Origin of the sequence: Actinosynnema sp. ALI-1.44 (assembly GCF_001984155.1) — a bacterium.
In the GTDB taxonomy this organism is placed as follows: domain Bacteria; phylum Actinomycetota; class Actinomycetes; order Mycobacteriales; family Pseudonocardiaceae; genus Kibdelosporangium.
This window is the reverse complement of the sequence record NZ_MTQO01000052.1, coordinates 260869-273161: the sequence shown is the minus strand read 5'-3', so window position 1 is coordinate 273161 and position 12293 is coordinate 260869. Positions and strand designations below refer to the sequence as shown.

At 67.7% G+C, this 12293-nt stretch carries 13 protein-coding genes; 8 read left to right on the top strand and 5 right to left on the bottom strand.

The genetic code is table 11. The features are described from left to right. The first annotated feature begins 2 nt into the window (after positions 1-2). From sufC to ALI144C_RS39135, 6 genes are all read left to right on the top strand, one after another. A complete protein-coding gene (gene sufC, locus ALI144C_RS39160) occupies positions 3-776 on the top strand; it encodes a Fe-S cluster assembly ATPase SufC (RefSeq protein ID WP_076992283.1) in 774 nt (257 codons plus the stop codon). Continuing rightward, positions 773-2080 carry a cysteine desulfurase gene (locus ALI144C_RS39155; RefSeq protein ID WP_076992282.1) on the top strand — a complete coding sequence of 436 codons (1308 nt, stop codon included), beginning with the start codon at positions 773-775 and terminating at the stop codon, positions 2078-2080. The genes sufC and ALI144C_RS39155 overlap by 4 nt, the downstream gene beginning before the upstream one ends. 2 nt (positions 2081-2082) lie before the next feature. Continuing rightward, entirely contained in the window at positions 2083-2526 is a 444-nt protein-coding gene (gene sufU, locus ALI144C_RS39150) for a Fe-S cluster assembly sulfur transfer protein SufU (RefSeq protein WP_076992281.1), read from the top strand. After that, a complete protein-coding gene (locus tag ALI144C_RS39145) occupies positions 2523-2909 on the top strand; it encodes a metal-sulfur cluster assembly factor (protein WP_076992280.1) in 387 nt (128 codons plus the stop codon). Before sufU ends, ALI144C_RS39145 begins: the two co-directional genes overlap by 4 nt. Beyond that, positions 2906-3427: a G/U mismatch-specific DNA glycosylase gene (mug, locus tag ALI144C_RS39140; protein WP_237774530.1), complete on the top strand. Its 522-nt coding sequence runs from the start codon at positions 2906-2908 to the stop codon at positions 3425-3427. Before ALI144C_RS39145 ends, mug begins: the two co-directional genes overlap by 4 nt. Before the next feature lie 303 nt (positions 3428-3730). Further along, positions 3731-4612: an ABC transporter substrate-binding protein gene (locus ALI144C_RS39135; RefSeq protein WP_168211467.1), complete on the top strand. Its 882-nt coding sequence runs from the start codon at positions 3731-3733 to the stop codon at positions 4610-4612. Here the strand turns inward: ALI144C_RS39135 and ALI144C_RS39130 are convergent. Beyond that, on the bottom strand, positions 4602-6707 hold the full coding sequence (locus ALI144C_RS39130) for a dehydrogenase E1 component subunit alpha/beta (protein WP_237774529.1): 2106 nt from the start codon (positions 6705-6707) through the stop codon (positions 4602-4604). The two genes, ALI144C_RS39135 and ALI144C_RS39130, sit on opposite strands and share 11 nt — an antisense overlap. Positions 6708-6899: 192 nt before the next feature. Between ALI144C_RS39130 and ALI144C_RS58565 the strand changes: the two genes are divergently transcribed. Then, a complete protein-coding gene (locus ALI144C_RS58565; RefSeq protein WP_269086726.1) occupies positions 6900-7025 on the top strand; it encodes a hypothetical protein in 126 nt (41 codons plus the stop codon). Between the two features lie 427 nt (positions 7026-7452). On the opposite strand, the gene ALI144C_RS39125 is transcribed toward ALI144C_RS58565, so the two are convergent. Both ALI144C_RS39125 and ALI144C_RS39120 read right to left on the bottom strand, forming a co-directional pair. Continuing rightward, complete coding sequence (locus ALI144C_RS39125) at positions 7453-8610, bottom strand: NAD(P)/FAD-dependent oxidoreductase (protein WP_076992278.1); 1158 nt, start codon at positions 8608-8610, stop codon at positions 7453-7455. A 6-nt stretch (positions 8611-8616) separates the two neighbouring features. Then, the gene (locus ALI144C_RS39120) at positions 8617-9840 is read right to left on the bottom strand and encodes a cytochrome P450 (RefSeq protein ID WP_076992277.1); all 1224 of its coding nucleotides are present in this window, start codon (positions 9838-9840) and stop codon (positions 8617-8619) included. 140 nt (positions 9841-9980) lie between these two features. Here ALI144C_RS39120 and ALI144C_RS39115 point away from each other — a divergent pair, with 140 nt between their 5' ends. Continuing rightward, positions 9981-10586, top strand: coding sequence for a TetR/AcrR family transcriptional regulator (locus tag ALI144C_RS39115; protein WP_076992276.1), 606 nt, complete (start codon positions 9981-9983; stop codon positions 10584-10586). A 6-nt stretch (positions 10587-10592) separates the two neighbouring features. Here the strand turns inward: ALI144C_RS39115 and ALI144C_RS39110 are convergent, their stop codons facing one another. Beyond that, on the bottom strand, positions 10593-11438 hold the full coding sequence (locus ALI144C_RS39110) for an alpha/beta fold hydrolase (protein WP_076992275.1): 846 nt from the start codon (positions 11436-11438) through the stop codon (positions 10593-10595). 186 nt (positions 11439-11624) lie between these two features. Further along, entirely contained in the window at positions 11625-12149 is a 525-nt protein-coding gene (locus ALI144C_RS39105) for a general stress protein (RefSeq protein ID WP_076992274.1), read from the bottom strand. Positions 12150-12293: the final 144 nt, after the last annotated feature.

Below are 12293 nucleotides of genomic sequence, written 5' to 3'. Positions count from 1 at the left end.
TTATGGCCACCCTGGAGATCAAGGACCTGCACGTCTCGGTCACCGCCGACGAGGTCGAGAAAGAGATCCTGTCCGGCGTCAACCTGACGATCAACGCGGGCGAGACGCACGCGATCATGGGCCCGAACGGGTCGGGCAAGTCCACCTTGTCCTACGCGATCGCCGGGCACCCCAAGTACACCGTGACCTCCGGCCAGGTCCTGCTTGACGGCGAGGACGTGCTGGAGATGAGCGTGGACGAGCGCGCCCGCGCCGGCCTGTTCCTCGCCATGCAGTACCCGGTCGAGGTCCCCGGCGTGTCGATGTCGAACTTCCTGCGCACCGCGGCCACCGCCGTGCGTGGCGAGGCGCCGAAGCTGCGCACCTGGGTCAAGGAGGTCAAGACCGCGATGTCCGACCTGGACATCGACCCGGCCTTCGCCGAGCGCAGCGTGAACGAGGGCTTCTCCGGCGGTGAGAAGAAGCGCCACGAGATCCTGCAGCTGGGCCTGCTCCAGCCGAAGATCGCGATCCTCGACGAGACCGACTCGGGCCTGGACGTCGACGCGCTGCGCGTCGTGTCCGAGGGCGTGAACCGCTACCGCGCGTCCGGCGAGGTCGGCGTCATGCTGATCACGCACTACACGCGGATCCTGAACTACATCAAGCCGGACTTCGTGCACGTCTTCGCGGGCGGCAAGATCGTCGAGTCGGGTGGCCCCGAGCTCGCCGACCAGCTCGAGAGCGAGGGTTACGTGCGGTTCACCGGCAAGCGCGAGGAAGCCGTCGCACAGTGACAAGCCGACCCCCTGCGGGGGCGCCCGCCCCCACCGGGAACGACTCCCTTGATGTAGCAACCATCCGCAAGGATTTCCCGATCCTGCAGCGGACGGTGCGTGACGGGAAACCGTTGCACTACATCGACTCGGGCGCGACTTCGCAGCGGCCGCGTCAGGTGCTCGACGCCGAACGCGAGTTCCTCGAGACCTCGAACGCGGCCGTGCACCGCGGTGCGCACCAGCTCTCCGAAGAGGCGACCGAGGCGTACGAGGAGGCGCGGCGCAAGATCGCCGACTTCGTCGGCGCCGACGTGGGCGAGCTGGTGTTCGTCAAGAACGCCACCGAGGGCATCAACCTCGTGGCGTACGCGATGAGCAACGCGTCGATCGCGGGGCCCGAGGCCGCGCGGTTCCTGCTCGGGCCGGACGACGAGATCGTCATCACCGAGATGGAGCACCACGCGAACCTCGTGCCGTGGCAGCAGCTCGCGCTGCGCACCGGTGCGACGCTCAAGTGGTTCGGTGTCACCGACGACGGCCGTCTTGACCTGTCGAACCTCGACGAGCTGGTCACGCCGAAGACGAAGATCGTCGCGTTCACCCACCAGTCCAACGTGACCGGTGTGGTGAACCCGGTCGCCCCGTTGGTCGCCAAGGCTCAGGAAGTCGGCGCGCTGACGGTGCTGGACGCGTGCCAGTCCGTGCCGCACCAGAAGGTCGACTTCCAGGCGCTCGGGGTGGACTTCGCGGTCTTCAGCGGGCACAAGATGGTCGGCCCGTCCGGGATCGGTGTGCTGTACGGGCGGCGGTCGCTGCTCGAGGCGATGCCGCCGTTCCTGACCGGTGGGTCGATGATCGAGATGGTCCAGATGGCCCGTTCGACCTTCGCGCCGCCACCGCAGCGGTTCGAGGCGGGCGTGCCGATGACGTCGCAGGCGATCGGCCTCGGTGCGGCCATCGACTACCTGTCGGTGGTCGGCATGGACAGGATCACCGCCCACGAGCACGCGCTCACCGAGGCCGCGCTGCGCGGTCTCGCCGAGATCCCCGGCGTCACGATCGTCGGGCCGACGGACATGACCGACCGCGGTGGCGCGGTCGCGTTCGTGATCGACGGCGTGCACCCGCACGACGCGGGCCAGGTCCTGGACGACCTGGGCATCGCGGTCCGCGTCGGGCACCACTGCGCGTGGCCGTTGCACCGGCGGCTGGGAATTCCGGCGAGCATCCGTGCGTCGTTCTACTTGTACAACGACCTCGACGACGTCACCGCGCTGGTGGACGGGGTCAAGGAGACCAAACGGTTCTTCGGGGTGAGCTGACGATGCAGATGGAGCAGCTGTACCAGGAGATCATCCTGGATCACTACAAGAACCCGCACGGCCGCGGCCTGCGTGACCCGTTCGACGCGGAGTCCTTCCAGGTCAACCCGACCTGCGGGGACGAGGTGACGCTCCGGGTGAAGCTGGACGGCGAGACGGTCAGCGACGTGTCGTACGAGGGCCAGGGCTGCTCGATCAGCCAGGCGTCGACGTCCGTCATGACGGACCTGGTGGTCGGGCGTAGCGTGGGGGAGGCGTTCAAGACCCTGGACGCCTTCACCGAGCTCATGCAGGGCAAGGGCCAGATCGTGCCGGACGAGGACGTGCTCGAGGACGGTGTGGCGTTCGCGGGCGTGGCCAAGTACCCGGCACGCGTGAAATGTGCTCTCCTGGGGTGGATGGCTTTCAAGGACGCGGTCGTACGAGCGGAAGGAGACTCGGCATGAGCGAGACCGAAGTGGTGCGCGGAGCCGAGGGGATGCCCGAGGTCGCGCCGAAGGCCGACATCGCGGCGATCGACGACCTCGAGGAGGCCATGCGTGACGTGGTCGACCCCGAGTTGGGGATCAACGTGGTCGACCTCGGCCTGGTGTACGACATCAAGGTCGAGGACGACAACACCGCGACGATCGACATGACGCTGACGTCGGCGGCGTGCCCGCTGACCGACGTGATCGAGGACCAGACGCGGACCGCGCTGACCGGTGGCCCGGGTGGCGGGCTAGTGGAGGACTTCCGGATCAACTGGGTCTGGATGCCGCCGTGGGGCCCGGAGAAGATCACCGAGGACGGCCGCGAGCAGTTGCGCGCGTTGGGATTCACCGTTTGACGGCCGTCCCCGACATCATCGCCCCGGGTCTTTCCGTGCTGTTCTGCGGAATCAACCCGGGGCTTTTGTCTGCCGAGTTGAAGCAGCACTTCGCCCGGCCGGGCAACCGGTTCTGGCCCGCGCTGCACCTGTCCGGCTTCACGCCGCGGCAGCTCAAGCCGTCCGAGCAGTTCACCTTGCTCGACTACGGCCTCGGCATCACCAACATGGTCGCCCGGCCGACGGCCCGCGCCGACGAACTGTCCAGTCGGGAATTCGTCCAGGGGGCCGAAATCCTGACCGCCTTGGCGGTCGAATACGCCCCGCAAACGGTTGCGGTCGTGGGCATCGGCGCCTACCGGGTCGGGTTCGGCCGTCCGAAGGCGACGATCGGCCCGCAGGACGAGCGGCTCGGCCCGGCGCGGTTGTGGGTGCTGCCCAACCCGTCCGGTCTGAACGCGCACTACCAGCTGCCCGCGCTGGCGGCCGAGTTCGGCAAGCTCCGCCAGTCACTTGAGGGGCGCTCGGGTATATCGTGAAGGCACCTTACCGGCATGCGGCCCCTTCGCCACGCCATCCCCCGCAGCGGTGGACACGCCACGCGTTCCGTTCATAGTGGTCGAACGCTGGTCCAGGCCGATTTCCGCGCCCTGACGGCGTTGTAGGTCACGTTGTGCTTGTCTGCCGGGCACCGGTCGAGTTGGGTCTTCCTCCACAGGGGACGACTGGATTGGCGGTAGGTCTACGTGTGCTGGCTCCGGCGTTGTGGTCGGCTGATCGCGTTGCTGACGGTCGTCGTTCTGACGGCATGCACAGGAGGGTCCACCCCGGACCGCTCACCTGTGGAGAAGAAGCGGATCAGATTAGGCGTGTTACCCGTTCTCGGCGCGGCACCGGTGTTCCTCGCCGCGGAACGCGGCTACTTCGCGGCGGAGGGCCTTGAGGTCGAGTTCGTCACGATCCAGGGCGCCGGTGCCGCGATTCCCACGATGGCCAGGGGTGAATTGGACCTCGTGTTCGGCAACTACGTGTCGTTCTTCACCGCGGAGGCCAAGCGGACCGCGGCGATCCGCTTCGTCGCCGACGGCTACTACGCGAACCCACGCACGTGGATGGTGCTTGTTGCCAAGGATTCGCCGTTGCGCAAGCCCGCTGACCTGTCCGGCAAACGCGTCGCGGTGACCACCGCGAACAGCCTCGCTGATCTGACCATCAAGTCCGTGCTGGGCACGAGCGGTGCCAACGTCACTGTGCCGTCATTCGTGGAGATGCCCTACACGCAGATGGGGGAAGCGTTGCGCAGCCGCCGTGTGGACGCGGCACTGCTGTCCGAGCCGTACATCACTGACGTGTCCAAACGGTACGGCGCCCTACCGCTGTTCGACGCCGCCGCCGGGCCGACCGCGGAAATCCCGATCTCCGGGTATGCGACGACGGAGAAGTTCGCGGCGGACAACCCGAACACCATCGCCGCCTTCCAGCGTGCGCTCAGCCGCGGCGCGGCGGTCGCCGTCACCGACCGGACCGCTGTCGAACAGTCGATCCGGGGGTACGCGGGCGTGGACGAACAGACGGCCGCGCTGGTGACCCTGGTCGGGTACCCCACGAGCCTCGACCCGACGCGGTTGCAGCGAGTCCCCGACCTGATGCTCAGCTACGGCGGGCTCAGCCAGCGGCTCGACGCCCGGTCCATGATCCTGCCGAGCGCGCGGCTCACCCCGTGACCGTGTCCAGCGCGGCCTTGAAGATGCTGTCCTCGTCCAACAGCACCTGGTGGGCCGCTGGGCCGAGCGGGATGAAGCAGTCCTCGCTGGTGACCCGGCGCAGCGCGCCGCGGTAGCCGCCGTCGAGCAACGCAGCGAAGACGCCTTCGGACACCCCGCCCGTCCGGCGGGTCTCGTCGGCGACGAGAACGCGGCCGGTCTCGTTGGCGTGCGCCAGGAGATCCGCGACCGGCAGCGGCGCGATCCACCGCAAGTCCAGCACCCGCGCGTCGACACCACGGGAAGCGAGCCGACGGGCCACGCGCAGGCACATCGGAACGCCGTTGGCGAACGTCACGATGGTCAGGTCCGCACCGGAACCGTAGATCCGGGCACGACCGATCGGGGCGGACTCCGACGACGACGCGAGCCAGCCGTTGTCGCCGGGTTCATGCAGGTCACGCGTGTGGTAGAGAGCGATCGGCTCCAGGAAGACGGATACCTGGCCGTTGGTGCGGGCGGCGCTGGCACACGTGTACAGCATGGCTGCCGCGTCGTCCGCGCGCGCCGGGACGGCGATCAGCACCCCGGGAATGTCGCGCAGTGCGGCGATCGAGTTGTCGTTGTGGAAGTGACCGCCGAAGCCCTTCTGGTAGCCGAGGCCCGCGAGCCGCACGATCATCGGGTTGCGGTACTGGTCGTTGGAGAAGAACCGCATGGTCGCCGCCTCGCCACGGATCTGGTCGAGCGCGTTGTGCACGTAGGCCAGGTACTGGATCTCGGGGATCGGCAGGAACCCGGCCAGTGCCGTGCCCAGCGCGGTGCCCAGAATGGACTGTTCGTCGAGGACGGTGTCGAACACCCTGGCCGGGCCGTACTTCTTGTGCAGGCCGCGGGTCACGCCGTACACGCCGCCTTTGCGGCCGACGTCCTCGCCGAACACCAGCGCGCCGGGGTCGGAAGCCAGGATCCAGCCGAGCGCCTGGTTGATGCCCTGCGCCAGGGTGCCGGACACCGGCACGAACGGTGCGTCCACTGGGGAAGTGGCCAACGGGGCCATGATCTGCTTCGCCCCGGCCAGCTTGGGCCGCGCCACGGCGTCGCGCGCCAGCGCCCGCACCTCGGCGCGCTTCGCCTCGTAGCGTTCGAGCACTTCGGACGGTGTCAGCAGACCCGTCGACACCAGCAGCTCAGCGGTCCGCACGAGCGGGTCGAGCGGGTAGTCGGCGGTGATCTCGGCCTGCGACCGGTACGCACTCTCCACATCGGATCCGGCGTGCCCCATCAGCCGGACTGTCCGCAGGTGCAGGAACGCGGGCGCCCGCTTGGCGCGCACCCACGACACGGCCTCGTCCGCGACCGGCACGACCGACGTCAGGTCGGTCGCGTCGGCCGAGAAGTACTTCAACCCCGCTCCGGCGTGGGCTTCGGCGACCCAGCCGGGTGGTGTCCGGACGCTGATCCCGATGCCGTTGTCCTCGCACACGAACAGCACCGGCAGCGGCAGTCGCTGGAAGGCGCAGTGCCGTGCGGCGTTCAGGGCGCCGAGCGCGGTCGAGTGGTTCGCTGAGGCGTCACCGAACGTGCACACGACAACGGCGTCGTCCGGCCACGGCGAGGGCAGGCCGATTTTCGCCGCGCGTTGGACACCCAGTGCCAGTCCGACCGCGCGCGGCAGGTGCGACGCGATGGTCGACGTCATCGGAATGACCGACAGCGCCACGTTTCCGAACACCTTGTGCCTGCCGCCCGAGATCGGTTCGTCCGCCGCGGCGGTGATCCCGAGGAGCATGTCCAGCAGCGGATCGACGCCGGTTACCTGGCGTGCCCGTTCGATGTGGAACGCACCCGATCGGTAGTGCAGCAGCGCCGGATCGGTCGGTCGCAGTGCCGCGGCGACAGCGGCGTTCCCTTCGTGTCCCGACGACCCGATGCTGTAGAAACCCTTGCCCTGACCACCCAGTTCGCGTGCGACGAGATCGATGTGCCTGCTGCCCAGTTGCGAATCGAACAGATCGAGCAGTCGCACTTCGTCGCAGTTGTCGTTGTCGTTGCCGCCATAGGGGGACAGCGCCTGCACCGTACGGGTGAAGTGCTCGTCGATCGGCTCGCTCACCACCCCGAGCATGGCCGCGATCGTCGCGAGTACGCAACCCACCGGTTTGTCAAGAGCGAATGCTGTCAACAGTGCGCTGAGCTTTCACAAGTTGTCGTGAAATCTGTGTCACAACGTGGAATAGGGGTTGAGAGTGGTTTGCGCTTTCGCTTCCATTGATTAATCAGTTGGTACGGAAGAGCGGAGCGGGCCATGACCGCCATGCGGGACAGAGTGTCCTTCGAGGAGGACACCGAAGGCGCCTACGAGCTGGAACTGCCTGTCCAGCTGGACGATGACGACTACTTCGAGCCGAACATCGTGCGCGGCCGCGAGTAGTCGAACAGTCCACATCGGATAGACGGGACTGGCACCCGGTGCCGGTCGCACGCCGCGGCTGCGTACCTATGTGGACGGACGGGGTAACCCGCGTGATCGATCAGGATGACGCGGATCACGTCCGGACCCCCCGGGGCGCGCTGGGCAGGCTGCGGGTGGGCAGGCCGTCCCAGCAGGACGCCGAATCGGTGAGTGTGTGCTGAGTGCGGCAGCGTCCGCCGCACTGCACCCATGGTCATGTCGCGCCGAGGCGCTCTGAACCGTTTTAGGCCGCGTTTCACATGCCCGATCGCGATAGTCGGGCCGGATGCGGTCCCTGACGCCACCGCGCGAACACCAAAAGACAACCAGTATTCCGGCGTCCGCGCGGCGACGCCAGGAACCGCCCCGATCCCGACTCTCATCGACCGGACATGTGAAACACGACCTAGCCGATCGATTCAGCCAGCAGGCCCCGCGCTTTGCGCAGCTCCCTTGGCATGTTCCAGGCGAGCACGCCGATCAGCTTCCCCGCGCGCGTGTAGTGCGCGATGAACTTGCCTTCCGCCGCTTCGCCCTGCTCCACGGTCACGTCCGCGTCCGGCGCGAGCAGCCCGAAAGCCGCGATCTTCGTGTCGTACTGGTCGGTCCAGAAGTACGGGATCGGCTTGAACGGCGTGTTCGCGCCGAGCAGGTTGCGCGCGGCCGCCATTGCCTGTTCGGTCGCGTTCATCCGGTGCTCGACGCGCACCCGCTCGCCGAGGCCCTCGTGGTGCCAGCTGGCGACGTCACCGGCGGCGTACACGCCCGGCAGCGCCTGGCAGGTGGCGTCGCACAGCACGCCGTCACCGATCAGGACACCGCTGTCGGCCAGCCAGTCGGTCGCCGGAACGGCACCGATCGCCACCAGGACGACGTCCGCGTCGAGCTGGGTTCCGTCGGTCAGCCGCACCCCGGTGACCCGGCTGTCGCCGAGGATGGCCTGCACGCCGACGCCGGTCATGACGTCGACGCCCTCGCTCGTGTGCAGCTGGGCGATCAGGCCGCCGATCCGGTCGCCGAACTGGCGGACCATCGGCTGGGGGAGCGGGTCGACCAGCGTGACGTCCAGCCCCAGCTTGCGGGCCGACGCGGCCGCCTCGCAGCCGAGGAACCCGGCGCCGATGACGACCAGCCGAGCCGACGTGGCCAGCTCGGCCCGCAACGCGACGGCGTCGTCCAGGGTGCGCATCACGTGCACACCGGTCAGATCGTGGCCCGACGGAAGCAGCCGGGGCCGGACGCCGGTGGTGATGATCAGGCCGTCGTAGCCGATCTCGCTGCCGTCGTCGAGCCGCACCACGCGTGCGCCGGTGTCCAGGCCCGTCGCTCTCGTCCCGAGCCGCATGTCGATCCCCGACTGCTCGTAGACCTCCTCCTTGCGCAGGGCGATCTTGCCGGTGTCCCACATGCCCGTCAGGACCTGCTTGGACAACGGCGGACGGTCGTACGGCAGGTGCAGCTCGTCGCCGATGAGCGTCAACTGCCTGTCGAAGCCCTCCTTGCGCAGCGTTTCCGCCGCGGTGAGCCCGGCAGCCGACGCCCCGATGACCACGATCCGGTCCATGCTCTTTCAGCCCTCCCAGGTGACCGGCAACTCGTGCACACCATAGACGAGGGTGTTGTCCTTGAACGGGATCCGGTCGAGGGACACCGCGAGCCGGAGGGTGGGCACCCGCCGGAACAGCCGTGCGTACACCTCCTGGAGTTCGATCCGGGCCAGTTGCTGGCCGATGCACTGGTGGATGCCGAACCCGAATGCCAGGTGGGTCTTGGCTTTGCGTTCGAGGTCGATCTCATTGGCGTTGTCGTAGACGCGCTCGTCGCGGTTTCCCGCGTTCAGCGCGGCTACCAGCCAGTCGCCCGCCTTGACGGTCCGGCCGCCGAGTTCGAGGTCCTCGGTGGCGTAGCGCAGCAGCCCGAACTGGACCACCGACAGGTAGCGCAGCATCTCCTCGGCGGCGGACGGCGCGAGCTCGGGGTCGTCGCGCAGCGCCTGGAGTTTGTCCGGGTGCTGGGCCAGCACCGCCGTGCTCAGGGCGATCATGTTCGCGGTCGTCTCGTGGCCCGCGATGAGCAGGGTGGTGCTCAGCTCGACCATCTCGGCCGCGGTGATCGGGTCGTCGGACTCGCGACTGCGCTCGATCAACCGGCTGATCAGGTCGTCGCCCGGATCGGCCAGCTTGCCGTCGAGCAACCTGCCCATGTACTCCTGTATTTCGACGTAGTGGGCGTATGCGACTTCTTGGTCGCCGTCCACCGGCATCAGCGCGGCGCTGCGGGTGTGGATGAACTCGCGGTCCTCGTACGGGACCCCGAGCAGTTCGCAGATCACCAGCGACGGGATCGGCAGCGCGAAGTGCTCGTAGAAGTCGACAGGCCTCGGGCCGGCGAGTAACGCGTCGATGTGCTCGTCGACGACGCGTTGGATGTACGGCCGCAACGCTTCCATCCGTCGGACGGTGAACTCACCGGTCAGCATGCGCCGCAGCCGGGCGTGCTCCTTGCCGTCGAGTTGGAGCAGGTTGCCGGGCTGGATGGGTTCGTCCAGGTCCGCGTTGGGCGTCACGTGCGTCGACGGCGCCTTTCGTGAACTGATGCCGGGTGCCGACAGCAGCGTCCGGACGTCCTCGTAACGGCTGACCACCCACGCGTCGATGCCCGCGGGGCAGCTGGCCTGGGTGATGGCTTCCCGGTCGCGTAGGTCGGTGAACTCGGCGGGCGGCTCGAAAGGGCAGCCTGGCGTCCTCGTGGTGGGGAACGTCGGCGCGGTGGACAGGGTCGACTGGTCGGTCATCGGGGAGATCCCTTCCAAAATGTGGCAGTGAGTGCCATAAGAACTAGACTGCCAGTAGGCGGCCACTGTCGCAACGTTCGGTGGCCGGGACCCCGCTGTAGCATCGGCGCCTGGATCTTTGCCCGGGGAGGAGGACGGCCGTGGGGCTTCGCGAGATCAAGATGGAGCGCACGCGGCACCTGATCGCCGACAAGGCGTTCGAGCTGTTCACCGAACACGGCTTCGACCGGACCACCGTCGAGCAGATCGCCGCTGCCGCCGAGGTCGGCCCGCGCACGCTCTACCGGTACTTCCCGACGAAGGAATCCCTGATCATCAGCTTCGTCGAGACGCACTTGTCCGCAGCTGTGCAACGGTTGCGCGAGCAGCCCGACGATGTGCCGTTGTCCGAGGCGCTCTACGCGCTGATCGACAGCGTGATCGCCACGATTGTGTCCAACGAAGCCCGTGTGCTGGCCGTGTACGACATGTCCACCTGCACGCCGTCGGTGAACGCGCAGTTCAGCGGTATCTGGGACCGGTGGTGCGACGAGATCTCGGACGAGGTCGCCCGGCGGGGTGGGAGCCGTTCTCCCGACCTGACCGCGAGGCTGGCGGCGTCCACCGCGTGTGCCGTGATCGACGTCAGCGTCCGCGAATGGGTGGAAAGCGGCGGGAAAGCCAGCATGCGCACGCTGACCGACCGGGCGTTGGAATTGCTGCGGACCGGCGAGGTGCCGTTTCCCGCACCCGCCGGTCGCGCATAGCGGCGGCTATTCGCTGAAGCCGCTGAGAATGGCGGCCACTTCTGCGGGTTTGTTCAGGAACGTGCCGTGCCCGCCGGACGCGTGGTGCACGTCGAACGGGTTTTCCGCCGTCAACGCGTCCGCTTCCTTGATGTAGCGCTCCTGTGCGGCGGGAGGCATGCTTTTGTCCTCGGTCAGCATGATGAAGCTGTGCGGCACGCGGCCCCACGTCTCCTTCTCGACGCGGATGTCGAACGTCGGGTTGGTCTGCCACCAGACCTCGTCGGGCTCGAATCCGTTGAGCGTCGCGCAGAATCCTTCCTGCGTCGCGTCCGCACCGAGCGCGTGGTGCAAAGCGTCGAACGCCTCGGGATCAGTGGTGCGCCAGTTGAGCCGGATGTAGCCGCGTTCGGCGGGATCGGTCATCGTGATCCGCGCCGTCGCCGGGAACAGCGCGCTGGAAGCCCATTCCGGCTCGCTGAGGTAGTCGGCGCCCGCCATGGTGACCGGGCACTGCGCCGCGATGTACACGACCCGGTCGAGCAGGTCGGGGATCTCGTTGGCCACGCCCGTGATGGTCAGGCCGCCGAGGCTGTGCCCGACGAGGATCACCGGGCCGTGTTCGCGTACCCGGCGCACGGCGTCGACGACGTGTCCGACCCACTGCGGCCCGGTCACGTCCGCGATCGGCGAGGGCTCGGCCGCGAACGCCGCCAGGTCCTGCGTCTGGTACGCCCTGGTGAATCCCGTGCCGCGGCCGGGCAGGTCGACCGCGAGCGTCCGGTGGCCGCGGAACGCCATTTCCCGCTGCATGGCGGTCCAGACCCGGGAATTGCTGCCCGATGGATGAACGAGAACATATGTCGGAATCACGGTGCCGAGTATGGGTATCGGTCAAGCCGTCGTCGACGGAATTGCCCTATTGGGCGAAAAATTGCGCCTTTTCGGTGGCGAAAAATGAAGGAAACAGAAATGACTGAGATGGCCTTGTGAGGTCCGGTTTCGATGATAGCACAAAGGCGGGACCGCGAATTCGCGGTCCCGCCCCGGGTGTGCGGATCAGGCGTGGGTGGCCGCCTGCTTGGCGGGCATCCCGATGGACAGCTTCGCCAGCAGGTTGCGCGCCGCCTCGGCCTGGCGCGGCTGGCACAACACGTCGTAGCGCCTGGCCACGATCTGGCTGTGCGACACGAAGTCACGGCGGCCACGGGTCGCGCTGTAGTTCATCGCGGCGAACGCGAGCCCGAAGACCGTACCGGCGAGCAGGCCGACCAGGATCGGTCCCCACGCGAAGCCCGCCGTGAACATGCTCAGCAACAGGCCGACGAACAAACCGAACCACGCGCCGCTGGCCGCTCCCGCGCTGAGCACGCGGCTCCAGCTCAACCGCCCGGCGACCCGTTCGACCAGCAACGGCTCGACACCGACGATGGTGACGTCCTGCACCGGGAAGTTGGCGTCCGCCAGGTAGTCGACGGCCTGCTGGGCCTCGGCGTACGTGTCGTATGAGCCGATGGGCCACCCGTTCGGCATCGTCGGCAACGAAGGAATGGAGTTCGTGGGACGAAAGGCTGCTGTGGTCATCTGCTCTCACCTCTGGGGTGTTGGTTCGTACATCCCATTGAACGTGAGGTACGGGTGAGTTGTGCCCCCAGCCGGATGTTCACAGAGAGCTATCAGCTCCCTCTCAGGGGAGCGGGCGGGAAACGGCTGTTCCCCGCCCCATCG

What these genes read in the sequence shown, in the direction of transcription:
- ALI144C_RS39125 (WP_076992278.1), bottom strand. Translation starts at nt 8,610, where the DNA reads ATGGACCGGATCGTGGTCATCGGGGCGTCGGCTGCCGGGCTCACCGCG.
- ALI144C_RS58565 (WP_269086726.1), top strand. Translation starts at nt 6,900, where the DNA reads ATGACCGCCATGCGGGACAGAGTGTCCTTCGAGGAGGACACCGAAGGC.
- ALI144C_RS39145 (WP_076992280.1), top strand. Translation starts at nt 2,523, where the DNA reads ATGAGCGAGACCGAAGTGGTGCGCGGAGCCGAGGGGATGCCCGAGGTC.
- sufC (WP_076992283.1), top strand. Translation starts at nt 3, where the DNA reads ATGGCCACCCTGGAGATCAAGGACCTGCACGTCTCGGTCACCGCCGAC.
- ALI144C_RS39105 (WP_076992274.1), bottom strand. Translation starts at nt 12,149, where the DNA reads ATGACCACAGCAGCCTTTCGTCCCACGAACTCCATTCCTTCGTTGCCG.
- ALI144C_RS39120 (WP_076992277.1), bottom strand. Translation starts at nt 9,840, where the DNA reads ATGACCGACCAGTCGACCCTGTCCACCGCGCCGACGTTCCCCACCACG.
- sufU (WP_076992281.1), top strand. Translation starts at nt 2,083, where the DNA reads ATGCAGATGGAGCAGCTGTACCAGGAGATCATCCTGGATCACTACAAG.